Origin of the sequence: Gordonia tangerina, assembly GCF_021556435.1 — a bacterium.
Taxonomy (GTDB): domain Bacteria; phylum Actinomycetota; class Actinomycetes; order Mycobacteriales; family Mycobacteriaceae; genus Gordonia; species Gordonia tangerina.
This window is the reverse complement of sequence record NZ_JAKGCU010000013.1, coordinates 23,994-50,481: the sequence shown is the minus strand read 5'-3', so window position 1 is coordinate 50,481 and position 26,488 is coordinate 23,994. Positions and strand designations below refer to the sequence as shown.

Sequence of the window (26,488 nt, the reverse complement as noted above, 5' to 3'; positions counted from 1 at the left end):
CTCACGTACCGAAGATCGGCGGCAGACAGAACAGGATGATCGCGCCCCAGATCACGTGGGTACAGATCGCCGCGAGGACTCCGTCGGTCGCGCGACGCAACACCGCGCACACCGAGCCCAGCACGATGGCGGCGAACCCGAGCATCACGTTGCCGCTGGCCAGCGTGACGAGAGCGTAGAGCAGCGTCGACCAGATCAACGGTTGATGCTTCTGCACCGCCGAATACACCGCTCCGCGGAAGAAGATCTCCTCGGCCAGACCGTTGCCGAGGGTGATCGCAGTGATCAGCACCACGCTGCCCTCGTCGCGGAACGCGAGCACGTTGCGCACCAGGGAGGCCAGCACCTCGATTTCGCGGGTGATGAGCGCGCCCAGGACGAAGGCGGCACCCACGGCGAGACCCACCGCGATGCCGAGCGCGGCCGCACCGACCGCAGACGCCGACCCGGTCGACGCCTTCGGCGAGGTCTCGGACTCCGGCGGTCGCCACCCGAACCGTCCCAGCCGGATCGGCCCCGACAGAAACCCACCGATCAGCCAGGCGGCCGCCAACGCGATCGTCATCGGGACAAAGGATGCAGCCCCCGGTTCGGCGGACAGCGAGAAACCCAGGATGATCGCCCCGATCACCACGAAGACGGCGACGACGATCCGCCGGCGCCGCAACGCATCGGGGTCGTCGCGCGTGGTGCCGGGAGCGGGCTCGGTTAGTCGCTGGGCGAAGGTCGTGAGGTCGGCAGTCATCCTGTCAGCAGGGATACCATGCTTTGCGCTACTCGTCCCGTCGACGACACCGTCGTGGACACCGTGGAACCGATCATGCGGCGCACCCGCATCACATCTCCGCCCGCCCACATGGGGTCGGTCTCGGCCAGATGATGCAGATTCGACAATTCGCAAACCGGCCGGGGTGCGGGACTGCGCACGGCCGCGGCGATGGCCTTGCGCATAGGGGTCAGGCCGCCGGGCAGCGCCGGCACGATCTCGCGGATCGTGTGTTCGGACGCGGCCATCGGCTGATCCAGCGAGGTCACCAGGTCTTCGGTCAGCGACGTCGGTACCGGCACGATGCGTCCGGCGACCTTGCCGACCAGCCGCGTACTCACGTCGGGGAAGGGGAGGCGCAGCCGAGGTTGCCCGATGGCCCGCAGATACTCGGTGAGGACTTCGCCGTAGCGGACGCCCTCATCGGGGCCGGCGATGTCGTAGGCGCCGGCCGGGACCTCGGGCCGTGCAACAGCGGTCAGATAGTGCAGCACATCGCGTATGGAGATCGGGTCCATCGGGTTGCGGGTCCACCCCGGTTCCGGGATCACCGCGAGCCGGTCGGCGACGTAACGGATGATCTCGAACGAGGTGGACCCGGCACCCAGGATCACCGCGGCCCGCAACCACACCAGATCGGCGCCGCCCGGGATGTTGAGCGCATCGGCGGCGTCGGCGCGACTGCGCAGATGCGGCGACAGGCGGTTGCGGTCGACGTCGGGAACAAACCCGCCGAGGTAGATGATGCGGCGAACCGACGCGTCGCGGGCGGCCAACGCCACGTTGTTCGCCGCGCGCACATCGGCATCGTCGAAGTCGTCCTGACCGATGCCGTGCACCAGGTAGTAGAGGGCGTCGATCTGGCCGGCGTCCTGCAGCGCAGCGTGCGCCGACCATTGGTCGTCGGCATTCATCTCGACGGCGGTCACGGCGTCGTACCAGCTGAACTGCCGCAAGGATGCGGTCCGCCGGCTGCTGACCACCACCTCGTGTCCGGCCGCGAGCAGCGAGCAGACCAGCCGCGACCCGACATATCCGGTCGCGCCGGTGACGAACAGTCTCATCGAAGTCCCCCTGGGCATGGTCGCTGCCAGTTGTTCATACCCCGACGCTACGAGGTTCAACCCCGGCGCGTCGCGCGTGCGCGCGAAGGTGCAACACGATCGCGACGGCGATCACGGCGAGGTAACGCCGGTCGCGCGACGCGGCGTCGTCGTCGGCAGTGACAAGATCGACGACATGCTCATCAGTGTGGACGAACTCACCGAAGCGATGCTCTCCGACCGGCCGCCGGTGATCCTCGACGTGCGGTGGCAGCTCGGTGACAGTCACGGTCACGAGCACTACCGCGACGGACACATCCCGGGTGCGGTGTACGTCGATCTCGACCGCGAACTCGCCGCACCCCCGTCGCCGGAGGACGGGCGCCATCCGCTGCCCGATATCGCCGACCTGCAGGCCGCGGCCCGGCGTTGGGGGATCGACGACTCGTCGCCGGTGGTGGTCTACGACGACATCGGAAATCTGGCGTCGGCGCGGGCATGGTGGTTGCTGCGGTGGGGTGGGCGCCACGACGTCCGGATGCTCGACGGTGGCCTCGGTGCGTGGCGTGCCGCCGGACTTCGCGTCTCTGCCGGCGACACGACGCCTCGCGCCGGGTCGGTGACACTCGACGCGGGACACCTGCCGGTGGCGGAGATCGATGACGTGGCAACGACATCGGCGATCCTCGTGGACGCGCGCGCCGCCGAGCGATACCGAGGCGAGGTGGAGCCGGTCGATCCGCGCGCAGGTCATATCCCGGGCGCCATCAGCGCACCCACGGCTGCCAACCTCGGCCCCGATGGTCGGTTCCTACCCGCCGAGGAACTCCGGGAGCGGTTCGTGGCCTTGGGAATCGGCGACGACGACGAGGTGATCACCTATTGCGGCTCCGGGGTCAACGCCGCCCATGCCGTCGCGGCGTTGCAGATCGCCGGGCGGTCCGCCGCGTTGTACCCCGGGTCGTGGTCGCAATGGTCGGCGAATCCGTCCCGTCCGGCCGAGACCGGGTGACGCCCCGCCGATCGTGAGTACCGTGGGGAACATCGGAGCGCCACAGACGAGACCGAAGGAGGCCGACATGGCACAGACGGTGCTGTTCGTGATGACCGGATCCGACCACTGGACCCTGAAGGACGGAACGCGGCACCCCACCGGGTTCTGGGCCGAGGAAGCGGTGGTCCCACTCGAGGCCTTCGTCGACGCGGGCTATCAGGTGACCGTGGCCACGCCGGGCGGGGTCCGGCCACCCGTGGACGAAGGCAGTCTCAGTGCGCGGAGCGCCGGTTCCGAAGAGGCGGCCGCGCACTATCGGGAGGTCATCGACAACGCGCCCGAGTTCCAGAAGCCGATCGCGTTGGCCGACGTGAAGGTCTCCGACTACGACGCGGTGTTCTTCCCGGGCGGGCACGGTCCGATGGAGGATCTCGCCACCGATGCCGACGCGGCCGCCGTGCTGACCGCGGCGATCGGCGGTGATGTTCTGCTCGGCATCGTCTGCCACGGTCCCGCAGCGTTGCTGTCGGCCAGTGATGCCAACGGCCAGAGCGCATTTGCCGGTCGTACGGTCACCGCCTTCACCAACGCCGAGGAGGAGCAGGCCGGCCTTGCCGACCAGGCGCCATGGTTGTTGCAGGATCGACTCACCGAAGCCGGACTGAAGGTGATCGCCGGTGACCCGTGGGCCCCACACGTGGAGACCGACGGCGCGCTCTACACCGGCCAGAACCCGGCATCGTCGGCTCCGTTGGCCCGAGCCATGGTCGAGCGACTGGAACAGGGCCGCTGATGTCCACCGGCCCACTGCCGCCGGCGGTCACCGAGATGCTGGCTCAACCGAATCCCAGCGTGATGGCCACGTTGCGCAAGGATGGATCACCGGTCTCGGCGGCCACGTGGTACCTCATGGACGGCGACCACGTGATCCTCAATATGGATGACGGACGGGCGCGGCTCGGTCACTTGCGCCGCGATCCGCGGGTGACGCTCACGGTGTTGGCCGAGAACTGGTACACCCACGTCACTCTGATCGGTCGGGTGATCGAGTTCCGCGCAGACGAGGGTCTCGCCGACATCGACCGGCTGTCGCGGCATTACACCGGCAGTCCATACCCGCAGCGCGACCGTCCACGTACCACCGCGGTGATGGAGGTGCAGCGGTGGTTCGGCTGGGGCGAGATGAAAGACAACGACCAGTCGCAGTCGGTTCAGTCCTGATCCCAGAGCGGTCGATGTGCTGATAGCGCGAGCCGGAAGGAGTCGCGGTGGCCACCATTCGTCACGGTGACCTCGTCATCGAGGTCCCCGATGATCTGTCACCGGACGAGGTCGCCGTGCGCGACATCGGCGACGACGACCCGCTCGTGCAGGCGCTGTCCGCCGCTGACGATCTCGCGCTGGTGCACAGGGTGGCCATCACAATCGAGCGGCCGCTGTTCCGCACCGTCGAGGCGTCGACGTGGGGGCGTCCGGTCGCCCCACTGCTTCGCGTGCGGTCGGTCGGCGACGGTGACGTGCTGCTGTGTGAACGCGGCGGATGCTACTCGTGGGCCACGCACCGCGGCACACCGCCGGACGACCACAACGTCAGTGCAGTGCGGCCGACGGTGTTCGACGAACCGCGGCGCGGCGAGCCCGAGCTGAGTATCCGCCTCGCCGCGGCCGGTGTCGCGGAGAACACATTGCGGCTGTTCGGGATTCGCCTTCGTCGACCGCTCGCCGGTGACATCGTGGCTGCGTTGGAGTCGCGAATAGCGCGGCCATCGCTGGTCGAGATCGCCGATTCCGATCCCACCACCTGGACGCCGATCCAGCCCGCGGACGTCAGCTTCGGTGCCGGGACCAGTCGCGTGGTGCTGTTGGTCCACGGCACGTTCAGCACCACCCGCACCGGCTTCGGCTGGCGGGACGCGGGCTGGCGTGCGGTGCTCGACGACCTGATCGGCGCCGAGGGCACGACCGTGCTCGGCTTCACCCACCGCACCCTGAGCGAAGATCCCGAGCAGAATGCCCGGCAACTCGTCGCCCTGCTCGACCAACTGCAGGCCGATCGGATCGATCTCGACATCCTCACCTACAGCCGCGGCGCGCTCGTCGCGCGCAGCGCCATCGAACTGGTCGGCATGCCCGTCGGCGTCGTCGTCCGTGACGTGACCATGCTGGGCGGGCCGAATGCCGGAACGTTGCTGGCCGACCGCAGCAACTGGTCGACGTTGCTCGACCTCTACACCACGCTGCTCGCCGACGTGATCCGTCGATTCGCCGGTGCCGCCGGAGGTGCTGCGGCGCAACGGGTGCTGACGCTGATCTTTGCGGTGGTGAAGGGCATCATCGACCAGGCTCTCGATGCCGAGCAGGTGCCCGGGCTGGCCGCCATGACGCCGGGGTCGGCCTTTCTGGACCGGCTCAACGCGGGTTCGGCTCCGGACGGCGGGGTGACGTACTCGACGGTCGTCACCGACTTCGAACCGAGCGAGGTCGCCGACATTTCGCAGAATCTTGGTGCGGCGCTGGCGCGGATCGCCGACGAGGTGGTGGATCCACTGATGGGTGACGCCGCCAACGATCTGGTCGTCGATGTCGGCAGCATGTCGCTGATCGACGGGGCGGAGGTTGCGGCCACCGACATCCATCGGGTCCCGAGTTCGTCTGGCACACATCATCTCTCGTATCTGCTTACCGACGAGTCGTTGCGCATCGTCTCCGAGTTGCTCGACTGAGCTCCGCCAACGATTACCGGCTACAGACCGCGCCGCTCAAGCGCCTCGTCGAACTCCTCGGCCGCGGCCTTCTCGCCCTTGCCGGCAGCGATCGCACCTTGATAGACGTCGAACAACTCGTCGCCGTACGCCGCATACCGACGGGACCACTCCTCGCCGTCTGATCGCCAGTACCCGATGGTGTCGTAGCTTTCGCGTCGCCAATGGTGCTCGTTACGTAGCCACTTGCGCACCGCGCGGGACTCTGCGGCCTCACCGGCGAACCAGCAGTAACCGGGTCCGGCCGGAAGTGTCAGGTGCCGCATCGTCTCCGCCAGCACACTTGGTCCGATCCCGTTGCCGCTACCGGGAACCAGCACGATATCCGCGTCGTGAGCGACGTCGTCCAGGTAGTCGAGCTCGATGGCAGCCGGTACCTCGACGACCGCGATGGTTGATGTGGTTCCGTTGTCTTCCTGCAGAATCCGCGCCAACGCGGGGAGTCCGGCGAGGTCGGCGGCCAGCAGTCGCCACTGGGTGGGCGGAGGTCGGTACCAGCCGCGGGCATGTGCCATCACCACCTGGTGGCCTAGCTCGGCGCGTTGCGCCCATGCGGTGGCCGGCCCGTGGGAGTGGACGACGAAGTCCACCGTCATCGTCCCGGTGGCGTGATCTATGGCGCGCACCGAATAGTTGCGTGCCTCGGGGGCCGATTCCGGATCGTGATAGCCCCACACGCCGTTGCGGCACTCCATTTCCGGTGTGGCAGTTTCGCCGGGAAGCGGGAAGTAGATGCCCACCGCCTCGTCAGGGTCACCGGGCAGGGCGAGGCGGGCCAGGTCGGGCACGTGGAATTGCACCCGCCGCAGCCGCAGGGTCAGGTCGGTGGTCGCGGTGACACGCGCCGTGGAGTGCGTCATGAGTGCTGCGGGTTGTCGGTTGCGGTGGTCGTCGTGAGGTCTTCGATGGTGGCGAGAAGTCCATCGACTGCGTCGGCGGTGGTGGCATGCGAGGTCACCAAGCGGGCAACGCCGGGTGCGGGGATGCCGTGATGGAAGACGTACCCCTGTGCGGTGAGGCCGTCGATGACCCGCTCGGGGAGCGCGCAGAACACCAGGTTCGCCTGCGCGGCACCCTGGACCGTGACACCGGCGGTGGTGCGCAGTCCGGATATCAGTCGCTGGGCCATCTCGTTGGCGTGTCCCGCGTTCCGCAACCACAGGTCGTCGGCCAGGTAGGCCAGCACCTGAGCCGACTCGAAACGCATCTTGGAGGCCAACTGGCCGCCACGTTTGACCCGGAATCGGAGTTCATCATGCAGGGTGGGGTCGAACGAGACGATGGCGTCGGTGGTCATCCCGCCGTTCTTCGTGATGCCGAACGAAAGGACGTCGACACCGCTGCGCCACGTCATCTCGGCCGGTGACACGCCGAGGTGGACGATCGCATTGGCGAAGCGTGCACCGTCCATGTGTATCCGCAGACCGGCGTCACGGGCGATCGCGGTGAGAGTGCGGATCTCGTCGAGCGAGTACACCGAGCCGGTCTCGGTGGCCTGCGTCAGGCTGAGCACCTGTGGTTGCGCGCTGTGCACGTCGCCGACGCGATGGCGCACCGCCCGCCGCATCTCGTCGGGGTCGATCTTACCGTCATCGCCATCGAGGAGAACGAGTTTCGCTCCGCCGCTGAAGAATTCGGGCCCGCCGCATTCGTCGACCTCGATGTGTGCGCTGCGATGGCACAGAATCGATCCCCACGGACGCGTCAGCGCCGCCAACGCAAGGGAATTGGCGGCCGAACCGGTGGACACGCAATGCAGGTCGACGTCGGTGCCGAAAAGCTCGGCGACCCGTTGGCCCGCCGATGCGGTCACCGTGTCATTGCCATAGGCCAGATGTGCCTGCGCCGATACCGCCACCACCGCATCGACGATCCCGGCGCTGGTACCGGCGGCGTTGTCGCTGGCAAACATCATCGCCGGGTCAGTTCCGTGACTGGTCACACTCGCTGTACCCATCGCGCCCAGTGTATCGATCCGCACTGGGTCGCTGAACGGGGCTGGAGCTTGCGGAAGCCCCGTGCGTAGGGCCCTTCGTGACGCTCGCTCGCCCTCAGGGGGCAGGTGATGAGGGCCGCTCGTTCCTCGCTCGCCCTCAGGGGCAGGTGGTGGCGCTCGTTGGCTCCTCAGGGAGCAGGGGGCGTGAACAGCGCGGGGTCGGGAACGGGGCGCAGACTCTCGCCCCCGCGGCGCAACCAGACCGCCGCGCCGACCACCGTCACCCACACCGCGAGGAGGACGATGGTCAGGCCCAGCCCGAAGTTGCGGTCCAGGATGGTGCTGTTGGCGATCTGATCGTCGGCGGGACGGGGTGCGATCACCGGCAGCGCCAACAGGATGAGTACATTTGTCAGACCCAACGCGATGAGGAGTGTGCGGCTCCACCACACCGGAAGACGATCCCGCAGTAGCCACGAGACACCGAGCGCGATCGGTGCCAGGACCGCGTCGTGGGCGAACAAGCCGACCGCCAGCCAGACGACGACAGACAGGCGATCGGCCGGCGTCAGCTCCCACAGCAGCCATCCGCCGTAGCCGCACGCGGCGATCCCGCAGGACACCAAGATGATTCGCACGGACCGCTCGATCACTGCACCACGCCCATCACAGGACCTCGATCCGCGACACCCACTTGGTCTGCATCACACCCGGCAGGTTCGGGGCGATGAGGCGGGCGGGGTAGCCGTGATCGATGTCGAGTGTCTCGCCGTTGAGCTGCAACGCCAGCAGCGTCAACGGGTCCTGCGACTGAGCCGTGGGCAGGGTGCTGACCGCATACAGTCCACGCTCCAGTGAGATCACCCGGATACCACGTGCGCCGGTGGCGCCGACCAGTTCGGCGAGGTCAACCAACCGCACTCCCGTCCACGTCGCGCCGACGCTCCATCCCTCCACACACGCAATCGGCAGGTCAACGGTGTGCTGGGGAAGTGCGCGCAGATCGGCCGAGGACAACTCCCGATCGGCGCCGCCGCTGGCGATGCTCAATCGGTAGTCGGTGTCGGTGGCCGCCGTGATGACCCCGGCGGCCTCGGCGGTGCGATTGATCGGCAGCCCCTGCGGGCCGTCGCCGCTGCGCGGGGCGAGGAAGGCCACCGGCCGCAGCAGGGGGATGGTCTGGCCCGCGAACGCCAGCGCGCCCAGACCACCGGCCACCCAGGTCAGGTTGAGGAAGCCGCGCCGCGTGAGCCCGGACGGTCCGCGACGCTGTGCCACCGGCCGAGAATCGACTGGGCCGTCGAGCGCGGCCCGGATCACCGGCAGCTTCACCGCGATGTGGATGGCCAGCGCACCGATCGCCACATAGGCCATCGCGTAATGTGCCGTCGGGAAGAAGAACGCCCACGGATACCACTGAGCGATGTTGAGCAACCCGGTGAGCAATTGGAAGATGCCGGCTGCCACCAGAACCGCGATCGACGCACGTTCTAGGGCGCGTGCCGGTGACCCGATCAGTGGCCGGTCGAACAGCTTCGGGTACACCACGGCGAGCTTGGCCAGCAGCAGCGGGATCGCGACACACCCCGAGATCACATGCACCCCTTGGGTGACGCGGTAAAGCCAGATGGGCCGGGCGATCCACTCGAACCACGACGGTGGATGCTGGATGCCGTGGCTCAACAGGCCGGTGGCAAAGCAGATACCGAAGCTGATGCCCAGCGCCACACCGATCCGTGCGGTGACCCGCGGGCTACGGATGCCCGCGTCGTCGTCGGTGGTGGTCACGGCCGGATCATCTCCACCACCTGGCGCCCGGCATGCTCCCAGGTGCCCAGGATAGTCAAACCGCATCCGTGACAAAGACTCTCGGCGCCCAGTAAGCCGATCCGTGCCCACGGGAACCAGGTGCTGGCGTAACTGTCGCCTTCCACCCGCACTTCCTCGTACTCGATGTGTTCGACCGCCGGGTCGATTTCGACGAGCACCGTCCCACCGGGCCGGACGAGCGCAGCGGCGCGGGAGAGCACGCGATCAGGTGCACCACCGATGCCGATGTTGCCGTCGATCAGCAGGGCGGTGGTCCATCGTCCCTCGCCGGGCAGCGGGCCGTGGATGTCGCGGTGCAGCACTGTCACCCCGCGGGCACGCGCCATGGCCACCGCGACGGTGGAACTGTCGACGCCGAGCGCGATGAGACGTCGGGTGACCAACTCGTCGACCAAACGTCCCGGCCCGCAGCCTAGGTCGATCGTCGCGCCGTGACACCGGTCGGCAACCAACGTGTCGAACTGCCGGTCGAGATCGTCAGCCGCGGAGTCCGTGTCGCACCAGCGGTGCACCGGCCACTGCTGCGCCGAACCGTCGGTGCGGCGCAGCACGGTGTGCCGTGACGCGAACATCGCGTCGAACGGATTCGGCGCTCCCGCCGAAGTGGTCATCGCACTGCTCCGAGAAGTTCGGCAGTACGGGCGAACTCACTGGTGTCCGGACATTCCCGGGCCACTTCGGCGATGTCGGTGGGCAGATCCACATCTGTCATCGGGTCGAGCAGGGCGACGGTCAATCCCGCGTGGCGTAACGCGGCCTGGGTTGCGATGCCGGTGTCCGGACGCGACATCGTGACGGTCGACAGTGCCCGGGCCCCCCGGCCCAGTGCGGTGCCGAACGCCCACCACCCACCGTCGTCGGCGATACCCAGAACACAGCGTCGGGCGCGCGGCTCGAGTCGCCGCAGTGCGCTGCGCAGCTGGTCGGCCCGCACCTGTGGCGTATCCATCCCGATCTGGATGACCCGCTGTGCACCGGTGTCCGCGGCATCGAGATGGGCATTGACCAGTCGCTGCGCGAACCCGTCGCCACGCTGGGTGATGAGCGTGCAACCGCTCAGCGCCTCGATGAGGTCGACGCTGCGCACCGCGTCGGCGAGCCGGCCGGTGAGCGCCACAATCACCGAGGCCCCGGCCACTCCACGAGCGGTGCGCACGGTGTCGAGCAGGGCGGCGGCGGCCAGGGTTGCTGCGCCGACATCACCGAACTCGCCGGCCAGGCGGGTCTTGGCGAGGCCGGGCACCGGGGCCTTGGCGACGATGAGTACTGCCGCGCTGCTCATCGCAACACCACCAGGAAGTCCCGCGCGGCTCGTGCCGACCCTCGGATGGACCCGGACACCTTGGACTCGCCGGCGGTGCGCACGGTGTAGCGCACATCGCGTTCGACGACGCGCAAGCCGTGCTGCCCGGCCCGGAGCAGCAGTTCCACGGGGTATCCGCTCTGTCGATCACCGACGTTCAGTCCGTTGAGCGTGTCGCGGCGGATGGCGCGCATCGGTCCGATGTCGTGGATGGGCAGACGGTAGCGGCGGCGCAGGTAGGCGGCGACGACCGCGGAACCCGCGCGTGCATGCAGGGGCCAGGTCCGGGGATGGTCGGGGCGGCGGCGCCCGACGGCGAGGTCAGCGCCGCGATCGAGTTCCGCTACCAGCATCAACAGCTCCTGTGGGTCCATCGAGCCGTCGCCGTCGATGGTGCACACCACCTGCCGGCGGGCGGCCGCAACACCGGCACCCACTGCGGACCCGTAGCCGGGCTCGGGCTCGTACACCACCGTCGCCCCGGCTGCGCGCGCCGCCGCGGCGGTGTCATCGTCGGAACCGTTGTCGACCACGATGCTCTGCACGCCCTCGGGAACCCGGGCCAGCACATCCGAGATGGACCCTGCCTCGTTCCGGCAGGGGATGATCACCGCGATCTCGCTGGCATTCACCCTGTCCACGGTAGGAGCGGGACCGGTGAAGCGACAGGGTTTCGGTGATGACAGAAGTGTGACGGGTTGACAGTCGACGCCCGCCGACGGTGTGAAACCAATAGCGTTGCAGCATGGCCGACACGGTGACCGAGGACGAACGGGAGGGGCACAACGGCGCAGACGTTGCCGCGCCGCCTCCTGTTCGCCTGCGTCGAGACATCGTAAGCGTCTGTATCGCAGTGCTTCTGGTATCCGTTGCCGCTCTGGTGCCGTTGGTGTTCGACCGAACGCTGCTGGCCCGGATCTTCGCCGAGGCGCCACCGTTGTTCGCGCACTGGCTGCCGCATACGGGCCCGGGTACCGTTCCGGCGATCGTGATCGCGGTACTGGCGGTGGTGGCCATGCCGGCGTTGGCGCTGCGCCTGTCATTTGTGGGATTGTGCGTGGTGACCTGGGCCTGGGCTCTGGCGTGGACGGTGAGTCTTGCGCTGATCGATGGTCCACAGCGTGGCTACGCGGGACGGTTGGAGCGACCCGACGAGTACCTCTCGGAGGTGTCCGGCGTGGCGAGCATCCCGACGATGCTGCGGGAGTTCGCCGACCGCATCGTCGACGGTCAGCCCGATTCGTGGACGACGCATGTGTCCGGACACCCGCCCGGCGCGTTGCTGAGCTTCGTGGTGCTCGATCGGATGGGTCTCGGCGGCGGGGCCTGGGCGGGTACCTGGTGCATCGTGACCGGTACCAGTGCTGCGGTCGCCGTGCTGATCGCCGTGCGACGACTCGGTGACGAACGATGGGCACGACGATGCGCACCGTTTCTGGTGCTGTTTCCCGGCTGGGTGTGGGTAGGCGTCTCGGCAGACGGCTACTTCATGGCGGTCGCGGCATGGGGCGTGGCCCTGATCGCGGTGGCCGCGACCGAACGTGGCTGGCGACGAGCACTGTGGGCGACGGTGGCGGGCGTGCTGCTCGGTTTCGGGATCTTCCTCAGTTACGGACTCATCCTGGTGGGGGTGGTGGCGCTGGCGGTTCTGCTCGCCGCCCGGACCGCGCGTCCGCTGCCGTGGGCGTGTGCCGGTGCGCTCATCGCGGTGGTGGCGTTCTGGGCCAGCGGATTCTGGTGGCTCGACGGCTATCACCTGGTTGTCGAGCGGTACTACCAGGGCATCGCGAGCGATCGGCCGTTCGCGTACTGGGGCTGGGCCAATCTGGCGGCCACCCTCTGCGTACTCGGTCCGGCGGCTGCGGCCGGAGTCGGGCGCGCATTTCGGTGGCCACCGCGACGGATGTGGCACAGTGCGCCCACGGTGTTGTTGCTCGGTGGGCTCGCGGCCATCGTGATCGCCGACCTCAGCGCGCTCAGCAAGGCGGAGACGGAACGGATCTGGTTACCGTTCTCGCTGTGGGTGATGGTCGGTACCGGACTGCTGCCGATCCGGCATCAGCGAATCTGGTTGGTGCTACAGGCAACCCTGGCGCTGCTCGTCAACCATCTGCTGTTGACCTATTGGTGAGTCGAGAGGTGGGTGATGGTGCGCATACTCGTGGCCGACGACGACCGGGTGGTCGCCGACGTCGTACGGCGTTATCTGCAACGCGACGGAATGGAGGTGACGGTGGTGGACACCGGTGCCGCGGCACTTGCCCACATCGCCGCCGAGCCCATCGATCTCGCCATCCTCGACGTGATGATGCCCGAGGGCGACGGCATCGAGGTGTGCGAGACGATCCGCGCCGGCCGCCACGCCGACCTGCCCGTCATCATGTTGACCGCGCTCGGCGAAGCCGACGACCGTGTCGCCGGGCTCGAATCCGGCGCCGACGATTACGTGGCGAAACCCTTCAGCCCCCGCGAACTGAGCCTGCGGGTGCAGTCGGTGTTGCGGCGGGCACGGGCGAACCACACCGCGCCGGCGGCGTCGATCACCGACGGCGAGATCTCGGTGGACCCGGCGTCCTGTGCCGTGTTGGTCGGGACGCGTGAGATCTCGACCACCAAACGCGAATTCGATCTGTTGGAGTTCTTCGTCGCGCACCCGGACGCGGTATTCACGCGCGAGGAACTGCTCGACCGGGTGTGGGGGTGGACGTTCGGCGACATCTCGACGGTCACCGTCCACGTCAAACGGCTGCGCGCCAAACTCGGTGCGGCGGCACGGATCGAGACGGTGTGGGGTCGCGGGTACCGATGGAACGCGGCGCCGGCGCCGCGAGAGCGGAGCAACAGGTGAACACCGAGACCCTACGCATCTTCGCGGTGGCGCTGGCGATGACGGCGCCGATCGCTGCGGCGGGCGCCGCCGTGATCTATCTCATCCGGGGAATGTCGTTGCGTGCCAACATGGTCGCCATCATCTTGGTGCCGTTGGCGGCAACCTTCACCGCGATCTTCGGGGTCAGCGGCTTCATGTTCACCGACGACAGTTCGCGGGTGGTCGCAGTGCTTGCGGCGGTGGCGTTGGTGACCGCGCCGCTGGCCCTGCTGCTCGGCCATTTACAGGCCAAACGCACCGTGTGGGAACGTCAGATGCGTGCGCAGGAACGTGCCGCCGAACATTCGCGTCGCGAACTGATCGCCTGGGTGAGCCACGATCTGCGGACTCCGCTGGCCGACATCAAGGCGCTGGCCGAGGCGCTGTCGGATCAGGTGGTCACCTCGCCGGACGAGATCGCCGACTTCGCCCGCGAGATCGACACCAACACGATCCGGTTGTCGCAGATGGTGGATGACCTGTTCGAGATGTCGCGCATCAATTCCGGTGCGATGACCCTGGAGTTGGAGCCGGTCGACGTCCGGGAGGTGGTCGACGAGGTGACCACCGCTCTCGGTGGCGCCGCTCGCCGCGCCGACATCTCCCTCGGTGTCGTCGCCCCGAATACGCCGGTGGTGGCCACGGCGAGTTCGTCGGCGCTCTCACGTGTCCTGACCAACCTGGTCGTCAATGCGATCGCGCACACCGGGCGCGGTGGAGCGGTGGATCTGGTGGTCGCCGACCTCGGCGCGAGCGTGTCGATCGCGGTGGACGACGACGGCTCCGGAATCCCTGACGAGGACCTGCCCCGGATCTTCGAGGTGGCCTACCGGGGCACCACGTCGCGTAGTCCGGTCAACGCCGACGGATTGCCCGTCGGCTCCGGTATGGGTCTGGCGATCGCCCGCGGTCTGATCGAGGCGCACGCCGGTGAGATCGTCGCGGCCAACACCGAACGGGGCAGCCGATTCGAGGTGGTGCTGCCCCACACACCGCGCGCACCGCGTACGGATACGTCGGTCCGCGCCGAACTCGGCCGGTCAGCGCGCCGCATCACGTAGCGGCGCCGTCGCGAATTCGGCGAGACCCTCGTCGGGGCCGATGCGCGCGGTGAAACCCAGCGTCTCCCGTGCTCGGGTCGGATCGGCGACGATGTGCCGGATGTCGCCGGGCCGCACCTCGCCGGTCACCATGGGAGTCGGTCCGGTGATGCGCCGCGCCAACACACCGGCCACTTCGCCGATCGAGATCGGTTGTCCCGAACACACGTTCAGTGCGGAGAAACCTTCGGTGTGCGCGGTGATCGCCATAGTGTTCGCCCGTGCCACGTCGTCGACGTGGACGAAATCGCGCATCTGGCCGCCGTCTTCGAACACCAGCGGGGCCTGTCCGGCGGCGAGTCGGGAGCGGAAGATCGACGCGACTCCCGCGTACGGGGTGTCCCGCGGCATTCCCGGTCCGTACACGTTGTGGTAGCGCAACGCGACCACTGCACCGCCGGTCGCGATGGACCACGCACGCGCGTAATGCTCTTGGGCCACTTTGCTCGCCGCATACAGACTGGTGGGGCGCAGCGGTGCGTCCTCACCGGTCAGTTCCCAGGAGATGAGCTGCCCGTCCTTGGTGTGATACTCGAAATCTCCGGCGTCGGTGCGGGCCGGATCGCGGACTGGGAGCTGCTCGACCCGACTACCGTCGGCTGCCCGCAACCGACCAGAGCCGTAAACCACCATCGACGACGCCAGAACGAGCCGGCCACACCCGGCGCGATGCATCGCCGCCAGCACGGCCGCGGTGCCGAGGTCGTTGTGTCGAGCGTACAGCGGTGCATCCGAGGCGGTGACGCCCATCCCGACCATCGCCGCCTGATGGCACACCACGTCGACGCCGTCGAGTAGGTCGGCGATCGCGTCGACGTCGGTCACATCCACCTGCGTCACCCCGTCCGGGGTGAGCGGCCGGCGGCCGTGGGCCTCGGCGATCATTGCGTCGACGGCCACGGTGTCGATGTCCTGCTCGCGCAACTGACCGACGATGCGTGACCCGATGAATCCGGCTGCGCCGGTGACCAGAACCCGGGTCACGAGATCTCCGCGAGCACGGCGTCCACATCGTGATCACCTGTTGCGCAGGGGCAGTGGGTTGACACATCGATTGTGCGGATCGCGTCGAGCAGCAGGCCGGCGAATGTCGGCAGATTTCGGGAGAACTCGGCGAACACCTCCGCCGCGGTCACCCCATCGCCTTCGGACACGCCGGCGTCGAGATCGGTGACCAGGCAGGCATTCGCGTAGCAGATCTGCAGTTCGCGAGCCAACGCCGCCTCGGGGTGCCCGGTCATGTTGATGACCGACCAACCCTGGGCGGCATACCAACGACTTTCGGCGCGCGTGGAGAACCGTGGGCCGTCGATCACCACCAGCGTGCCGCCATCGACCGCGTCCGACCGGGTCATCGCCGCTCGCAGCGCAGGGCAGTAGGGGTCGGCCAGCGACACGTGGATCGGCCCGTGCGAGTGGCCGGTTGGTAGCCGATCGAAGAAGGTCTGGGCGCGTCCTCCGGTACGGTCCACCAGCTGATCCGGGACGATCACCGTGCCCGGCCCGTTGTCTGGCTGCAGCCCGCCAACTGCGGATGCGCTGAGGATGCGGCGAACGCCCACCGACCGCAGCGCCCACAGGTTCGCCCGGTAAGGGACGGTGTGTGGCAGGTATTCGTGGCGCGCGCCGTGGCGGGGGAGGAAGACGATGCGCCGACCGTCGAGGGTGGCCTCGGTCAGGACCGCCGACGGATCGCCGAAGGGGGTCTGGACACGATGCTCGACGACGTCGTCGAATGCCGCCTCCTCGGCCAACCACGAATAGAAGCCCGAACCGCCGATGACCCCGATCGCTGCGTCTCGTTCGACCATGCAGCCATCATCACCGAGGAACTCCGGTCGGGGGCGCAGATTGGCACGACGGTCACACTTTCGTCACCGGCCGGGCTGTGGTTGCCGGTGGCGTGGCCGCGGACTTCGCACAGCGACCGGGCAGGTTGTCCGAACACGGTGAACGCGCCCGGTGCGCGCGGTACCTTTCGACCATGCTGCGATCCCTGCGCGTTCTCGCCGGACTGTGCGTGGTTGCGGCGCTCTCCGGTGTCGGCACCTCACCCGCGCTCGCCACACCGTCGTCGGGGATCTCCGCGGTGACGGTGGCAGAGGGGGACGTCCCGGCCGGACTGCTGCCGTTCGTCCCCGACGGCGTCCATGTGGCCGTGCGGGAGATCACGATCGCTCCCGGTGGCACCACCGGCTGGCATTATCACGACGGCGATCTGGTCGGACTGGTGCGATCGGGGACGCTGACCCACCCCGGCCCGGACTGCGTCCCGACGATCTACGGTCCTGGGACGATCATCGAAGAGCCGCGCGGGCAGCAGAATACGCATGAGGGCGAGAATCTCGGCGACGTACCCGTGGTGCTCGACGTGCTCTATCTGATTCCGCTGGGCAAGCCGTTGTCACAGGACGCGGCGGCGCCGCCATGCGCGCAACCGTAGTCGGCGCGAGTCACAGGAACTGACGGCGCGAACCGGGAACATTCGCGAACTCCGGCAACGTCCTACTCTCGTTCGGCCGATGGGCCGGAACCCCAACCGGGTCTACGAGAGGAACACCAATGATCATCGCCATCTACAACCTGGGCGTCGCCATCTGGAATCTGGTCGTGAGCATCATCTGAGCACAGCCGACCGGCTCGGCCCGGCCCGGGACGTCGGACGGCCGCTAGGCGAAATGCGCCCCACAATAGCGCCCCTACCAGCACGTTCGTGAACACAGTGTTTGCGAAGGTGCTGTGCGGGGTGCTTCTGTGGGGCGCATTTCTGCTGGATCGACACACAGAAGGCGGGTGCTACACAGCTCGCGACCAGTGAACCTCAAGTGATCCCCAAGCGTGGTCGGCGAACCTCATCGGTGAGGACACCGAGACGAGGAGTACACCATGGCCGCGCGAACACACACGGTCCCGACGCCGCGCTGGGCGCATCGCCGCTGGACGTCGATGCTGGACACCACCGCGGTCGCCGTCCCGCAGATCCTGATGATGGGACTGATCATGTTCGCCGTTGCCGAGAGCCCCGCACCTGCCACCGAGTCGACCGAGCAGCCGCCGGTGGTCGTGGTCGCGCGGTGATCCGATCCCGGCCGGTCCGGCCACTCACTTCTTGGTGCGCCGGCTCCCGCCGTGCCAGTCCTCTTGCAACCCGGCTTCGGTGGTGTCCACCCCGAACGCGGTCAGCTGGGGACGCTCGCGCAGGCTGCGCTTCAGTTCGGCGAAACCGGGAAAGCGGGCCAGCCCGACGACGTGATCCCACAGTTCGACGGCATCTTCGTCGCTGGGCAGGCGGCTGATGACCGGGCCGAAGAACGCCACCCCCTCTGGCGGCTCGAAGTGGATGATCGGCGTGCCGACGTCGCGGCCGGTCAGCCCCAGCGCTTCGTCGGTCTCGGCCCGGATCTCCGCGTCCAACGATGTGTCGTCCAGCGCGGCGGCGTGATGGGCCGGCAGGCCCAGTTCGTCCAGCACGGGTTTCAGAAAGTTCTCGGTGCCTCGATCATCGCGTCCATCGACGATGTAGGTCCCGGTGTGCGAGTCGAAGATCCGCGTGCCGAACGCCTCGTACAGTCGTCCGATCGGTTCTCGTCCGTGTTCGCGTCGCACGCTTGCGGCGGCCCGGAGCAATCGCAGTCCCGCAGTGTGCCCGGCCTCGTATTCGGGCGGGAAATGACTGTCGTAGTCGATGTGCGAGTTGAGCAGCCGAAGCGAGATGAACCGCCAGTCGACGTTGTAGTCGCGTTGCGCCTGGACCTTTCGAACCCACTTGCTGGTCATCCAGGCGAAGGGGCAGACCGGGTCGAAGTAGAAGTTGATGTCGGACATCGGTGTCGCTTCCGGTTGCGGACGGGTCTCGGACTCGACCATAGCGCGCACGATGGGTGGCCGGCGTTTCCGTGGAATGTTGACCAGGTTGTGCACAGATCGGGTCATCGTCTGACGATTGAGCCTCGACATGACAGATTCGGCTCCGTGGCCATTCACCCTGCAGAGCGCGAGGTCTCGTACTCGATTCGTCCGATCCGATGAGCTGCGGCCTTCCATCCCGAGCTCACCAACCCGACTACACTCCTGAGCATGTCCCGCCCAGCTCGCGCCCATTTGCTGTCGCTGGATGAGTGGTGGGAAAGCGGCGAGGACCGTGAGGTCCGAGTCGAACTGCAAGAGGGTGTGCGGATAGTGGCGCCTCGGCCGCGACCCGCGCACGCACGCGTGGTGTTGAGTCTCGCCACTCAACTCAGCGACCAGCTCCCACCGGGCTTCGAGGTGCTGATCGAGGTCGATGTCGTGATCGATCCCAACACCCCGGCCACCGTGCGCGTGCCCGACCTCATCGTTCGCTCCACGACGTCCGTGGAGTTCCCGATCACCGCCGATCAGCTGGCGCTGGCCATCGAGGTGATGTCGCCGGGCTCGCGACGCACCGATCGCGTCACCAAGAGCAGCGAATACGCCGAGGCGGGCATCCCGCACTACTGGATCGTCGATGAAGACCTCTCGGTGACTGCATTGGAGCTGACACCGGGCGGTTACGTGGCGACCGGCTTCGTCGGCGACATCGTGACGTCGACCCCGTGGCCGATGCGGATCTCGCTGGAGCGGTGACGACGGGCCGAGGCAAAGTCTCGCCAGGTCGGGCGTCCAGGCGGATACTTGCAGTCTGTGGACACCATCGCAGTGCAGGACCGGCTGTTCCCGACGATGAACTGCTTCGGTTGCGGACCGGCCAACGAGCGCGGGTTGCGCCTGAAGAGTTTTGTCGACGGCGAGCGCGTCATCGCCACGTTCACACCGTGGCCCGAGCACGACAACGGGATCGGGTATCTGAACGGCGGCATCATCGCCACACTGCTCGACTGCCACAGCGCCGCGGCGGTCATGAACGAGGCGTCGGTGCAGGGGTGGCACTCACTCGACGGAGCGCTGTTGCCGTTCGTCACCGCGGGTATCGACGTCCGCTATGTCCGACCGAGCCCGCTCGATCTGCCGGTCGAGCTCCGCGCGACGATCGTCGAATCGGTCGAGGCCGAGATCGTCTGTGATGTCGAACTGCGTTTCGACGAGAAGGTCCGCGCCACCGGACATGCGGTGTGGAAACGATGGCGGCCCAGGTGAATACGACCTCCCGCGACGGATGTCCGATGCCTCACCGGCAGCCGGTTTCGGTGGGTCCGTACACTGCCGGGGATGCCGAATCCTGATCCAACTCCGCGTCCGCTGGCCCGACGAGCCCTCCGCACCACCGCGGTAGTCATGATGACTCTCGTGTTCGGTGCGCTCGGATTCATCCAACCGGCGTCCGCGGACGTGGTCCTCGGTGGCCACGCGGTAGGCGGCAAGATCGGCGAGGCCTATCTCGGCAGCGGTGGCGTGTTCAAGTGGGGTGTGCCGACCTCCGACGAACGCGCTGCGGCCAAGGGCGGTCGCTACCAGACCTTCGCCCGCGATGTCACCTTCTACTGGCACCCGTCGGCCGACAATGGCACCGCGCACCAGATCGGCGGCGCCATCCGGCAGCGGTGGCAGGCGGCGGGCGCCGAGCGCGGACCGCTCGGATTCCCGGTCACCAATGAGTTCAAGGCCGGCAGCGGACGCGCCAACGACTTCACCGGGGGGTCGATCTGCTGGAGCAAGACCGGCGGTGCGCAGATCGTGTGGGGCGGTATCCTGCAGAAGTGGCGGGCCACGGGGGCGGCCGGCGGGTATTACGGTGTGCCGCTCGGCGGCGAGTACCGTGTCGGGTCGCGCTTCGCCCAGGACTTCGCCAACGGGACGATCTTCTGGCCGTGAGTGTCGGCGCCGGCAGCGGATGCGGCCTCGGCTCTGGCCACGTCGTAGTGGCGTTGGCCGCGGTCAACCAGCGATGAGTACGCGATGATCGACGGCGCAATCGGCGAATAGTCGGCGTACGGCGACGCGGGCCCAGGCGCACCGGAAGTACGGTTCGCGCTGCGCGTGGGCGCGGGCGTTGACCGAGTCGGGGCCGTGGCGCGTCAGCATGTTCTGCATGCGCTCGTCGAGGGGCAGATACTGTCCCTGTGGTCCCGACGTCTGGTCGGCCACGGTCAAGGCGTCGCTGACGGCGTCTTCGGTGAACTCGAAGCTGCTGAGTTCCTCGCCGAGGCCGTGTATCTCGGCGCAGAATCGCGCTCCGGAGTGGTGGGCCACCAGAGCGCAGATCTCCGGCGACCATCCCAGCGACTCGAGGTGGTGGGCACCGTCGATCGGATGGAATCCGCAGGACGCCAATTGTGGCGCGTACCCGACGTCGTGCAACCACGCCGCCGCGATCAGCGTCGGCCGATCCGCGGTGGGTACCGTCTTGGCCAGCCCCAGCGTCCTGGACACCACACCTTCGGTGTGCCTCAAACGTGATGGCAATGGTGTCAATAGTTTTCGTGACAATTCCGCTGCAGAAAGCACCAGTGGGTGCATACTCGCATCTTCACTCATGACCAACCCCCGACTATCACCCCGAAGGTTACTAGGCAGTAAGTCTCAACGCGAGTTGTGTGCACTACGTCACTACCTGGTGCATCAGACAGTCGAGAGTCGCCGTGACATCGGCCGCGTTCTGGCCGGTTCGCGCGTCCGATCGTCCCGGGCGGGGTAGGAATGGTCGCAGGGGGATCGACCGTGCGACGAAGGAAGTGACCATGAGCGAGACCGACGACTGGAATACGCAGATCATCAACGAGTTCCGTGCGAATGAGGGCAAGGTGGGTGGCCCGTTCGAAGGTGCGCCGATGGTCCTGCTGCATCACACGGGTCGCAAGAGCGGCAAGCAGAACGTCACCCCGCTGATGTTCATGCCCGATGACGACGATGCGGCGCTGATGTACATCTTCGCGTCCAAGGCCGGTGCCCCCACCCATCCCGCCTGGTATCACAACCTCACCGCGTCCGGAAGCGCCCGTGTGGAGGTGGGCACCGAGACCTTCGACGTCGCCGTCAATGAGGTCGTCGGCGACGACCGCGACCGTATCTACGCCGAACAGGCCAAGCGGTATCCGGGGTTCGCCGAGTACGAGGCCAAGACCGCAGGTGTCCGCACGATCCCGGTGCTGGCGTTGCGACGGGTCTGAGTACTCGCGCGCGTCGATGCGTCGAAGCGGGGTCGTCGGCGGCTGTCCCGGAGTACAAACGAAGAATGAGTGACAGCGCCGTCATTGAGATCGGTCGTGACCGGAATCCCTTCGGCGTCTCCGGCGTCGTCCGCGACGACGATGGCGTGCCCCGGTACACGGGTCTGCCGGCGACGCTGGTCGACGTTGTCCGCGAGCGTGCCCTGTCGGCTCCGAAGGACGAGGCCGTCGTCGAACTCGGTGGACGCCGCCTGACGTACGCCCAGTTGTGGGACGAGGCGTGCCGCGTGGCGGGCGGTTTGCGAGAGCAGGGCGTGACAAAGGGCGATCGCGTCGCACTACGGTACGCGGCGGGTGTGGACTGGGTGCTGGCCTTCTGGGGCACCGTGCTGGCCGGCGGTGTGGTGGTGGCGGTCAACACACGAATGACCGACGCCGAAGTGCAATTCGTGCTCGACGATGCCGCGGTGCGGGTGGATCTCACCCCGGACACGCCGCTGCCTATCGGGGAGCCGTACGTCGCCGACGACCTCACGGCTCGCGACGTCGCAGCGTTCTTCTACACCTCGGGAACGACCGGCCGTCCGAAAGGGGTGCCCACCACCCACGAGGCGTTCATCGCCAATGCCGAGAACATGATCCGGTGCTCTGGCATCTCCCGCGATCTGGGTTCGGATTACCGCACCCTGGTCTCGGTGCCGCTGTTTCATGTGACCGGCTGCAACTCGCAGCTGTTGGTGGCCGCTTATGTCGGCGGTACGTCGGTGATCATGCCGCAGCTCGACGTTGCGACCATGGCCGACATCGTGGTGGTCGAGCGGATCGGCTACCTGATCACGGTTCCGGCGGTCTACGCATTGCTGTTGAGACATCCCGCCTTTGCCGGCGCGGACGTGTCCGGGGTGCGGGTCGTCGGCTACGGCGGGGCGCCGATCGCGCCCACGCTCGTCCAACAACTCCAGGCTGCTTTCCCGCGGCGACGGTGATGAACGGCTACGGAATGACCGAGTCCGCGTCACTCATCACGGTGTTGCCCGACGCGGATGCCGTCGCCCACGCCGACTCGGTGGGCTACGCCGTACCGTCGGTGGACATCGGCATCGTGCCGATCGGCGACGACCGGAGTGTCGGCGAACTCGTGGTCCGCGGTGCCAACGTGACCGGCGGCTACTGGCAACGCCCGGATGCGGATGCGGACACCATCATCGGCGGGTGGTTACACACCGGGGACGTCGTTCGGGTCGACGATGCCGGTCGCGTGCACATCGTCGACCGGATCAAGGACATCATCAATCGTGGGGGCGAGAACGTGTCCAGTATCGAGGTGGAGGCGGTTCTGTTGTCGGCCCCCGGCGTGCTGGACGCCGCGGTGCTGCCGGTGCCCGACGACGTGATGGGCGAGAAGGTCGGTGCGGTGCTGGTGTCGGAGTCCGGGGAGCTCGACCTCGACGCCGTCCTCGACCATTGCCGGCGCAGCCTGGCCGACTTCAAGGTGCCGCAGTTTGCCGCCGTGTCGGGAGAAGCGTTGCCGCGTAACGCGGGTGGGAAGCTGCTCAAACGTCGGATCCGGGACGAGGTGACGTGGGGAAACCCGCTGCGGTAACGCGGGCGCGTCAGTCCACCACATAGGACGTCATCGACAGCGACCCGTACGAGCAACCGTCAACGAGGACGGTTGTGGACGAGTCGTCGGAGGTGCCGGCCGCCAGGCCGGCGAGATACACCGAGGGTAGGAAGTGGTCGGGCGTGGGCACCGCCGCGGCATAGTCGTTGTGGCCGGCCAGTGTCGGGTAGTCGGCGGGGTTGGTGAGCATGACCTCGCGTGCGGCGTCGTCGAAACGTTGTGCCCAGGCGTAGCCGGACTCCGGGACCGAGAAGTCGACGGCGCGCAGATTGTGCACGATGTTGCCGCTGCCGATGATCAACACACCCGATTCGCGCAGCGGGGCCAGTTGTGCGCCGAGATCGAAGTGGTAGTCCAGATCGCGTTCGCCGTTGATACTCAATTGGACGATCGGGATGTCGGCGTCGGGGAAGGCGTGCGCGAGTACCGACCACGCGCCGTGATCGATACCCCAGCTATCGGCATCTGTGCCCACCCAGGTGGGTTTCACGACCTCGGCGACCTCACCGGCGAGATCAGGCAATCCCGGTGCCGGATAGTCGAACTCGAACAGTTCGCGCGGGAATCCGTAGAAGTCGTGAATCGTGCGGGGCCGCGCCATGCCGGTGACCGCGGTGGCGTTGATGTACCAGTGGGCACTGATCATCAGGATGGCTCGCGGGCGGGGGACCGACCGGCCGAATTCTGCCCACGACTGGGTGAAGCGGTTGTGTTCGATCGCGTTCATGGGGCTGCCGTGCCCGAGGAACGCCATCGGCATCGTCGAGGGGGATGCAGCGGTCATTGTCGTTCCTTCGCAGTCGGTCGAGGAAGCGCATGCGAGTGTGCATGAATCTTCATGAATTCTGATCGTACGACCATCTGTATGAAAGTTCAAGAACTTGCTACGCTGCGATCATGACGCTCACTCCGGACGAACAGCGGGCGTTTCGTGGGTTCCTGACGTTGTCGATGCTGCTCGACGATGCTCTCGACGTTCAGTTGCGGCGCGACAGCGGGCTGACCCACTCGCAGTACATGATCCTGTTCCGGCTGTCGGAGGCGCCAGAGAAGACCATCGGCATGCGGCGTCTGGTGGTCCTCGCGCACAGTGAGCAGAGTCGGTTGTCGCACGCCGTCACGGTGATGGAGGGTCGGGGGTGGGTGCGACGGGTCAAGTCGTCCGACGGCAGCGACCGTCGTGCCGTGTCGGTGATGCTCACCGAAGCCGGAATGGACCTGGTGCGTGCGGCTGCGCCGAGACACAGCACCGAGGCGCAGCGACTGATCTTCGATGCCCTGGACGCCGATGATCTCGCACACCTGAACTCGGTCATCGATCGTGTGTTGCCGCACATGTCCGCACTCGGACTGGATCTGCCCTCGCCGCAGGAAGACCCGACCATGTGGGATGGTCGGGTCGACCCGCGTGATACGTGAGAGAAACGGTGGTCAGTCGTCGGTCGACGCCTGCTCTGCGCGTGCGCCGGTCGAGACGTACTCGGGCTCAGTTGTGAGTGTTGCGGGAGGAGCGGCCAGTCGCCGTCCCAGGACCGAATGGCGCCGACCGTAGATAAGGTAGACGACGACACCCAGCACCATCCATGCGACGAAGCGAATCCAGGTCTCCACGGACAGATTGATCATCAGCCATCCGCACGCGATGATCGCGATCGCCGGAACGATCGGGCTGCCGGGAACCCGGAAGCCGCGCTTCAGGTCGGGCCGCGTGCGCCGCAACACGATGACACCGGCGCAGACGAGGACGAAGGCGAACAGGGTGCCGATGTTGACCATCTGCTCGAGTGTCTCGATGGGGAACACCGCCGCGATCACCGCGACGATTCCGCCGACGAGCATCGTGATGCGAATCGGATTGCCGGACTTGTTGGTTGTGCCCCACGACCGGGGGACGAGCCCGTCGCGGGACATCGCGAACAGCACCCGTGTCTGCCCCAGCATCATCACCATCACGACGGTGGTCAGGCCGGCCAGTGCGCCGACGTTGATCGCTGTCTGCGCCCAGGTCACCCCGTGGTACTCGAATGCGGTCGCCAGGGTGGCCGTGCCGTCGTCGACGAGTGGTCCGTCGGTGCGCAGCTGTTGATAACTGACCATGCCGGTGAGGACGACGGTGACGGCCACGTAGAGGACGGTGACGATGGCCAGCGAGCCCAGAATGCCCCGGGGAATGGACTTCTGCGGATTCTTGGTCTCCTCGGCGGTGGTCGCCACGACGTCGAACCCGATGAACGCGAAGAACAGCAGGCTGGCGGCGGCCAACAGGCCGTACCAGCCGTAGTCGCTGCCGTGGGAGCCGCTGAGCAGCGAGAACAGCGTCTGCTGCAGACCGGCCCCGCTCTCGGTGTTCGCCTCCGTCGGTGGGACGAAGGGCCGGTAGTTGTCGGTGTTGATGAAGAAGGCGCCGACGATGATGACCAACAGCACCACCGCCACCTTGATGGCGGTGACGATCGCCGATACCCGCGACGACAGTTTGACGCCGAAGGCCAGCGTCAGCGTGATGGCACCGATGATCACCACCGCGCCCAGATCCAGGCTGACACCGCCGATCTCGACCGTGGTCGCAGTGCCGAGGAAGTCGGCCAGATACAGTGACCACCCCTTGGCCACCACCGAACTGGCCAGAGCGAACTCGAGGATCAGGTCCCACCCGATGATCCAGGCGATGAACTCGCCGAACGTGGCGTAAGAGAAGGTGTAGGCGCTGCCGGCGACCGGGACCGTCGAGGCGAACTCCGCGTAACACAAGGCCGCCAGGCCGCAGGCGACGGCGGCGAGGACGAAGGCCAGCGACACCGATGGTCCGGCGACGTCACCGGCCGTGCGGGCCGTGAGGGTGAAGATGCCGGCACCGATGACGACCGCGACTCCGAAGGTCGTCAGATCCCGCGTGGTCAGGTCCTTGCGTAATCGACTGCGCGGCTCATCGGTTTCGGCGATCGATTGCTCGACCGACTTCGTCCGCCATATGCCGACTCCGGGCATGGTGTCTCCTCAATGCGAGTTGTGCTCGCGCAGTGTGCATCCGGCTGCCGGGAACTCCCGCTTGTGGCGGTCGGTCGGGGTGCGCGGGATCGGTGTCCGCGGGCTGCGCCCCGGCCTGTCAGGTGAGTGCCGGCAGTGCCCGCCATGCAAGCAGTGTGATCTGGCACACGCCAGATGAAGACGTGAAA

Annotated in this window: 29 protein-coding genes and 1 pseudogene; 15 read left to right on the top strand and 15 right to left on the bottom strand. The window is 67.2% G+C overall.

The features are described 5' to 3' along the window. Position 1: 1 nt before the first annotated feature. Positions 2-745: a CPBP family intramembrane glutamic endopeptidase gene (locus L1892_RS14590; RefSeq protein WP_235724330.1), complete on the bottom strand. Its 744-nt coding sequence runs from the start codon at positions 743-745 to the stop codon at positions 2-4. Then, the gene (locus tag L1892_RS14585) at positions 742-1,830 is read right to left on the bottom strand and encodes an NAD(P)H-binding protein (protein WP_235724329.1); all 1,089 of its coding nucleotides are present in this window, start codon (positions 1,828-1,830) and stop codon (positions 742-744) included. Before L1892_RS14585 ends, L1892_RS14590 begins: the two co-directional genes overlap by 4 nt. Positions 1,831-2,005: 175 nt before the next feature. Here L1892_RS14585 and L1892_RS14580 point away from each other — a divergent pair, with 175 nt between their 5' ends. The 4 genes from L1892_RS14580 to L1892_RS14565 all read left to right on the top strand — a co-directional run bounded on the left by L1892_RS14580 (position 2,006) and on the right by L1892_RS14565 (position 5,526). Next, positions 2,006-2,821: a sulfurtransferase gene (locus tag L1892_RS14580; RefSeq protein WP_235724403.1), complete on the top strand. Its 816-nt coding sequence runs from the start codon at positions 2,006-2,008 to the stop codon at positions 2,819-2,821. A gap of 67 nt (positions 2,822-2,888) precedes the next feature. Continuing rightward, on the top strand, positions 2,889-3,596 hold the full coding sequence (locus L1892_RS14575) for a type 1 glutamine amidotransferase domain-containing protein (RefSeq protein WP_235724328.1): 708 nt from the start codon (positions 2,889-2,891) through the stop codon (positions 3,594-3,596). Then, a complete protein-coding gene (locus L1892_RS14570) occupies positions 3,596-4,024 on the top strand; it encodes a PPOX class F420-dependent oxidoreductase (RefSeq protein ID WP_235724327.1) in 429 nt (142 codons plus the stop codon). The genes L1892_RS14575 and L1892_RS14570 overlap by 1 nt, the downstream gene beginning before the upstream one ends. Before the next feature lie 47 nt (positions 4,025-4,071). Then, positions 4,072-5,526, top strand: a complete 1,455-nt coding sequence (locus tag L1892_RS14565; protein ID WP_235724326.1) for an esterase/lipase family protein — start codon at positions 4,072-4,074, stop codon at positions 5,524-5,526. 20 nt (positions 5,527-5,546) lie between these two features. On the opposite strand, the gene L1892_RS14560 is transcribed toward L1892_RS14565, so the two are convergent. The 7 genes from L1892_RS14560 to L1892_RS14530 form a co-directional block, all read right to left on the bottom strand. Continuing rightward, on the bottom strand, positions 5,547-6,425 hold the full coding sequence (locus tag L1892_RS14560; protein ID WP_235724325.1) for a siderophore-interacting protein: 879 nt from the start codon (positions 6,423-6,425) through the stop codon (positions 5,547-5,549). Then, entirely contained in the window at positions 6,422-7,522 is a 1,101-nt protein-coding gene (locus L1892_RS14555) for a threonine aldolase family protein (protein WP_235724324.1), read from the bottom strand. Before L1892_RS14555 ends, L1892_RS14560 begins: the two co-directional genes overlap by 4 nt. A 167-nt stretch (positions 7,523-7,689) precedes the next feature. After that, positions 7,690-8,139, bottom strand: coding sequence for a hypothetical protein (locus tag L1892_RS14550; RefSeq protein WP_235724323.1), 450 nt, complete (start codon positions 8,137-8,139; stop codon positions 7,690-7,692). A gap of 28 nt (positions 8,140-8,167) precedes the next feature. Continuing rightward, a complete protein-coding gene (locus L1892_RS14545; RefSeq protein WP_235724322.1) occupies positions 8,168-9,289 on the bottom strand; it encodes a molybdopterin-dependent oxidoreductase in 1,122 nt (373 codons plus the stop codon). Next, positions 9,286-9,942, bottom strand: coding sequence for a methyltransferase domain-containing protein (locus tag L1892_RS14540; RefSeq protein ID WP_235724321.1), 657 nt, complete (start codon positions 9,940-9,942; stop codon positions 9,286-9,288). The genes L1892_RS14545 and L1892_RS14540 overlap by 4 nt, the downstream gene beginning before the upstream one ends. Then, positions 9,939-10,613 (bottom strand): TIGR04282 family arsenosugar biosynthesis glycosyltransferase, encoded by a 675-nt coding sequence (locus tag L1892_RS14535; protein WP_235724320.1) that lies wholly within the window; start codon positions 10,611-10,613, stop codon positions 9,939-9,941. Before L1892_RS14535 ends, L1892_RS14540 begins: the two co-directional genes overlap by 4 nt. Beyond that, entirely contained in the window at positions 10,610-11,266 is a 657-nt protein-coding gene (locus L1892_RS14530; protein WP_235724319.1) for a glycosyltransferase family 2 protein, read from the bottom strand. Before L1892_RS14530 ends, L1892_RS14535 begins: the two co-directional genes overlap by 4 nt. Positions 11,267-11,379: 113 nt before the next feature. Here L1892_RS14530 and L1892_RS14525 point away from each other — a divergent pair, with 113 nt between their 5' ends. From L1892_RS14525 to L1892_RS14515, 3 genes are read left to right on the top strand one after another with little or no spacing between them, the layout of a single operon-like run. Then, positions 11,380-12,765 (top strand): glycosyltransferase family protein, encoded by a 1,386-nt coding sequence (locus L1892_RS14525; protein ID WP_235724318.1) that lies wholly within the window; start codon positions 11,380-11,382, stop codon positions 12,763-12,765. Between the two features lie 15 nt (positions 12,766-12,780). Continuing rightward, positions 12,781-13,482 carry a response regulator transcription factor gene (locus L1892_RS14520; protein ID WP_235724317.1) on the top strand — a complete coding sequence of 234 codons (702 nt, stop codon included), beginning with the start codon at positions 12,781-12,783 and terminating at the stop codon, positions 13,480-13,482. Continuing rightward, complete coding sequence (locus tag L1892_RS14515) at positions 13,479-14,564, top strand: sensor histidine kinase (RefSeq protein ID WP_235724316.1); 1,086 nt, start codon at positions 13,479-13,481, stop codon at positions 14,562-14,564. The genes L1892_RS14520 and L1892_RS14515 overlap by 4 nt, the downstream gene beginning before the upstream one ends. On the opposite strand, the gene L1892_RS14510 is transcribed toward L1892_RS14515, so the two are convergent. Continuing rightward, positions 14,544-15,587, bottom strand: coding sequence for an NAD-dependent epimerase/dehydratase family protein (locus tag L1892_RS14510; RefSeq protein ID WP_235724315.1), 1,044 nt, complete (start codon positions 15,585-15,587; stop codon positions 14,544-14,546). The two genes, L1892_RS14515 and L1892_RS14510, sit on opposite strands and share 21 nt — an antisense overlap. Further along, positions 15,584-16,414 (bottom strand): S-methyl-5'-thioadenosine phosphorylase, encoded by an 831-nt coding sequence (locus tag L1892_RS14505; protein ID WP_235724314.1) that lies wholly within the window; start codon positions 16,412-16,414, stop codon positions 15,584-15,586. Before L1892_RS14505 ends, L1892_RS14510 begins: the two co-directional genes overlap by 4 nt. Before the next feature lie 173 nt (positions 16,415-16,587). Here L1892_RS14505 and L1892_RS14500 point away from each other — a divergent pair, with 173 nt between their 5' ends. Together L1892_RS14500 and L1892_RS14495 are read left to right on the top strand one after the other, a co-directional pair. Next, on the top strand, positions 16,588-17,046 hold the full coding sequence (locus tag L1892_RS14500; protein ID WP_235724313.1) for a cupin domain-containing protein: 459 nt from the start codon (positions 16,588-16,590) through the stop codon (positions 17,044-17,046). 443 nt (positions 17,047-17,489) lie between these two features. After that, a complete protein-coding gene (locus L1892_RS14495) occupies positions 17,490-17,681 on the top strand; it encodes a hypothetical protein (protein ID WP_235724312.1) in 192 nt (63 codons plus the stop codon). A gap of 24 nt (positions 17,682-17,705) precedes the next feature. Here the strand turns inward: L1892_RS14495 and L1892_RS14490 are convergent, their stop codons facing one another. Then, complete coding sequence (locus L1892_RS14490) at positions 17,706-18,428, bottom strand: mycothiol-dependent nitroreductase Rv2466c family protein (RefSeq protein WP_235724402.1); 723 nt, start codon at positions 18,426-18,428, stop codon at positions 17,706-17,708. Between the two features lie 252 nt (positions 18,429-18,680). Between L1892_RS14490 and L1892_RS14485 the strand changes: the two genes are divergently transcribed. The 3 genes from L1892_RS14485 to L1892_RS14475 all read left to right on the top strand — a co-directional run bounded on the left by L1892_RS14485 (position 18,681) and on the right by L1892_RS14475 (position 20,393). After that, positions 18,681-19,208 carry a Uma2 family endonuclease gene (locus L1892_RS14485; protein ID WP_235724311.1) on the top strand — a complete coding sequence of 176 codons (528 nt, stop codon included), beginning with the start codon at positions 18,681-18,683 and terminating at the stop codon, positions 19,206-19,208. 57 nt (positions 19,209-19,265) lie between these two features. Further along, a complete protein-coding gene (locus L1892_RS14480; RefSeq protein WP_235724310.1) occupies positions 19,266-19,718 on the top strand; it encodes a PaaI family thioesterase in 453 nt (150 codons plus the stop codon). 72 nt (positions 19,719-19,790) lie between these two features. Beyond that, positions 19,791-20,393 carry an LGFP repeat-containing protein gene (locus L1892_RS14475; protein ID WP_235724309.1) on the top strand — a complete coding sequence of 201 codons (603 nt, stop codon included), beginning with the start codon at positions 19,791-19,793 and terminating at the stop codon, positions 20,391-20,393. Between the two features lie 63 nt (positions 20,394-20,456). Here the strand turns inward: L1892_RS14475 and L1892_RS14470 are convergent, their stop codons facing one another. Beyond that, positions 20,457-21,038, bottom strand: a complete 582-nt coding sequence (locus L1892_RS14470) for an HD domain-containing protein (protein WP_268900333.1) — start codon at positions 21,036-21,038, stop codon at positions 20,457-20,459. Between the two features lie 221 nt (positions 21,039-21,259). Here L1892_RS14470 and L1892_RS14465 point away from each other — a divergent pair, with 221 nt between their 5' ends. Next, positions 21,260-21,688: a nitroreductase family deazaflavin-dependent oxidoreductase gene (locus L1892_RS14465; RefSeq protein ID WP_235724307.1), complete on the top strand. Its 429-nt coding sequence runs from the start codon at positions 21,260-21,262 to the stop codon at positions 21,686-21,688. Between the two features lie 65 nt (positions 21,689-21,753). Then, positions 21,754-23,291: pseudogene (locus L1892_RS14460) on the top strand (class I adenylate-forming enzyme family protein). A gap of 10 nt (positions 23,292-23,301) precedes the next feature. Here the strand turns inward: L1892_RS14460 and ygiD are convergent. After that, positions 23,302-24,072 carry a 4,5-DOPA-extradiol-dioxygenase gene (gene ygiD / locus L1892_RS14455; protein WP_494516550.1) on the bottom strand — a complete coding sequence of 257 codons (771 nt, stop codon included), beginning with the start codon at positions 24,070-24,072 and terminating at the stop codon, positions 23,302-23,304. 137 nt (positions 24,073-24,209) lie between these two features. Between ygiD and L1892_RS14450 the strand changes: the two genes are divergently transcribed. Beyond that, entirely contained in the window at positions 24,210-24,731 is a 522-nt protein-coding gene (locus tag L1892_RS14450; protein WP_235724305.1) for a MarR family winged helix-turn-helix transcriptional regulator, read from the top strand. Between the two features lie 12 nt (positions 24,732-24,743). Here L1892_RS14450 and L1892_RS14445 read toward each other — a convergent pair whose 3' ends face one another. Next, positions 24,744-26,300, bottom strand: a complete 1,557-nt coding sequence (locus L1892_RS14445; protein ID WP_235724304.1) for an APC family permease — start codon at positions 26,298-26,300, stop codon at positions 24,744-24,746. Between the last annotated feature and the right edge of the window lie 188 nt (positions 26,301-26,488).

Coding starts and splice junctions, on each gene's coding strand:
- L1892_RS14590 (WP_235724330.1), bottom strand. CDS start 745: ATGACTGCCGACCTCACGACCTTCGCCCAGCGACTAACCGAGCCCGCT.
- L1892_RS14585 (WP_235724329.1), bottom strand. CDS start 1,830: ATGAGACTGTTCGTCACCGGCGCGACCGGATATGTCGGGTCGCGGCTG.
- L1892_RS14580 (WP_235724403.1), top strand. CDS start 2,006: ATGCTCATCAGTGTGGACGAACTCACCGAAGCGATGCTCTCCGACCGG.
- L1892_RS14575 (WP_235724328.1), top strand. CDS start 2,889: ATGGCACAGACGGTGCTGTTCGTGATGACCGGATCCGACCACTGGACC.
- L1892_RS14570 (WP_235724327.1), top strand. CDS start 3,596: ATGTCCACCGGCCCACTGCCGCCGGCGGTCACCGAGATGCTGGCTCAA.
- L1892_RS14560 (WP_235724325.1), bottom strand. CDS start 6,425: ATGACGCACTCCACGGCGCGTGTCACCGCGACCACCGACCTGACCCTG.
- L1892_RS14555 (WP_235724324.1), bottom strand. CDS start 7,522: ATGGGTACAGCGAGTGTGACCAGTCACGGAACTGACCCGGCGATGATG.
- L1892_RS14540 (WP_235724321.1), bottom strand. CDS start 9,942: ATGACCACTTCGGCGGGAGCGCCGAATCCGTTCGACGCGATGTTCGCG.
- L1892_RS14535 (WP_235724320.1), bottom strand. CDS start 10,613: ATGAGCAGCGCGGCAGTACTCATCGTCGCCAAGGCCCCGGTGCCCGGC.
- L1892_RS14525 (WP_235724318.1), top strand. CDS start 11,380: ATGGCCGACACGGTGACCGAGGACGAACGGGAGGGGCACAACGGCGCA.
- L1892_RS14520 (WP_235724317.1), top strand. CDS start 12,781: ATGGTGCGCATACTCGTGGCCGACGACGACCGGGTGGTCGCCGACGTC.
- L1892_RS14505 (WP_235724314.1), bottom strand. CDS start 16,414: ATGGTCGAACGAGACGCAGCGATCGGGGTCATCGGCGGTTCGGGCTTC.
- L1892_RS14500 (WP_235724313.1), top strand. CDS start 16,588: ATGCTGCGATCCCTGCGCGTTCTCGCCGGACTGTGCGTGGTTGCGGCG.
- L1892_RS14495 (WP_235724312.1), top strand. CDS start 17,490: ATGGCCGCGCGAACACACACGGTCCCGACGCCGCGCTGGGCGCATCGC.
- L1892_RS14490 (WP_235724402.1), bottom strand. CDS start 18,428: ATGTCCGACATCAACTTCTACTTCGACCCGGTCTGCCCCTTCGCCTGG.
- L1892_RS14485 (WP_235724311.1), top strand. CDS start 18,681: ATGTCCCGCCCAGCTCGCGCCCATTTGCTGTCGCTGGATGAGTGGTGG.
- L1892_RS14475 (WP_235724309.1), top strand. CDS start 19,791: ATGCCGAATCCTGATCCAACTCCGCGTCCGCTGGCCCGACGAGCCCTC.
- L1892_RS14470 (WP_268900333.1), bottom strand. CDS start 21,038: ATGCACCCACTGGTGCTTTCTGCAGCGGAATTGTCACGAAAACTATTG.
- L1892_RS14465 (WP_235724307.1), top strand. CDS start 21,260: ATGAGCGAGACCGACGACTGGAATACGCAGATCATCAACGAGTTCCGT.
- ygiD (WP_494516550.1), bottom strand. CDS start 24,072: ATGCCGATGGCGTTCCTCGGGCACGGCAGCCCCATGAACGCGATCGAA.
- L1892_RS14450 (WP_235724305.1), top strand. CDS start 24,210: ATGACGCTCACTCCGGACGAACAGCGGGCGTTTCGTGGGTTCCTGACG.
- L1892_RS14445 (WP_235724304.1), bottom strand. CDS start 26,300: ATGCCCGGAGTCGGCATATGGCGGACGAAGTCGGTCGAGCAATCGATC.